Source organism: Actinomadura sp. NBRC 104425 (assembly GCF_030269545.1).
GTDB lineage: Bacteria > Actinomycetota > Actinomycetes > Streptosporangiales > Streptosporangiaceae > Spirillospora > Spirillospora keratinilytica.
In genome coordinates, this window is sequence record NZ_BSTN01000162.1 from 1 (window position 1) to 255 (window position 255).

Here is a 255-nt window from a genome sequence, read left to right on the forward strand (position 1 = left end):
GGCGGGTGCGGCGATCACGGTGGGTGCGGACGGTGGTGTGGAGGGCTTGGCCGGTGTGTTGGGGTCGGTTGGTGGGTTCGATGTGGTGAAGGTGGTTCCGGCGCATCTGCCGATGCTGGCCGAGATGTTGTCTTGCGATCGTGTTGCCGGTGCGGCGCGGCGTTGGGTGGTCGGTGGTGAGGCGCTGCCCGGGGCGAGTGTTGTGTCGTGGTTGGGGTTGGCGCCGGATGCGGTGGTGGTGAATGAGTACGGTCC

1 protein-coding gene is annotated in these 255 nt (G+C 67.5%); it reads left to right on the plus strand.

What is annotated here, in order from left to right; translation table 11 throughout:
* The coding region (locus QSK22_RS33565) for a hypothetical protein (RefSeq protein WP_285498556.1) at window positions 1-255 on the plus strand (255 nt) is incomplete at both ends.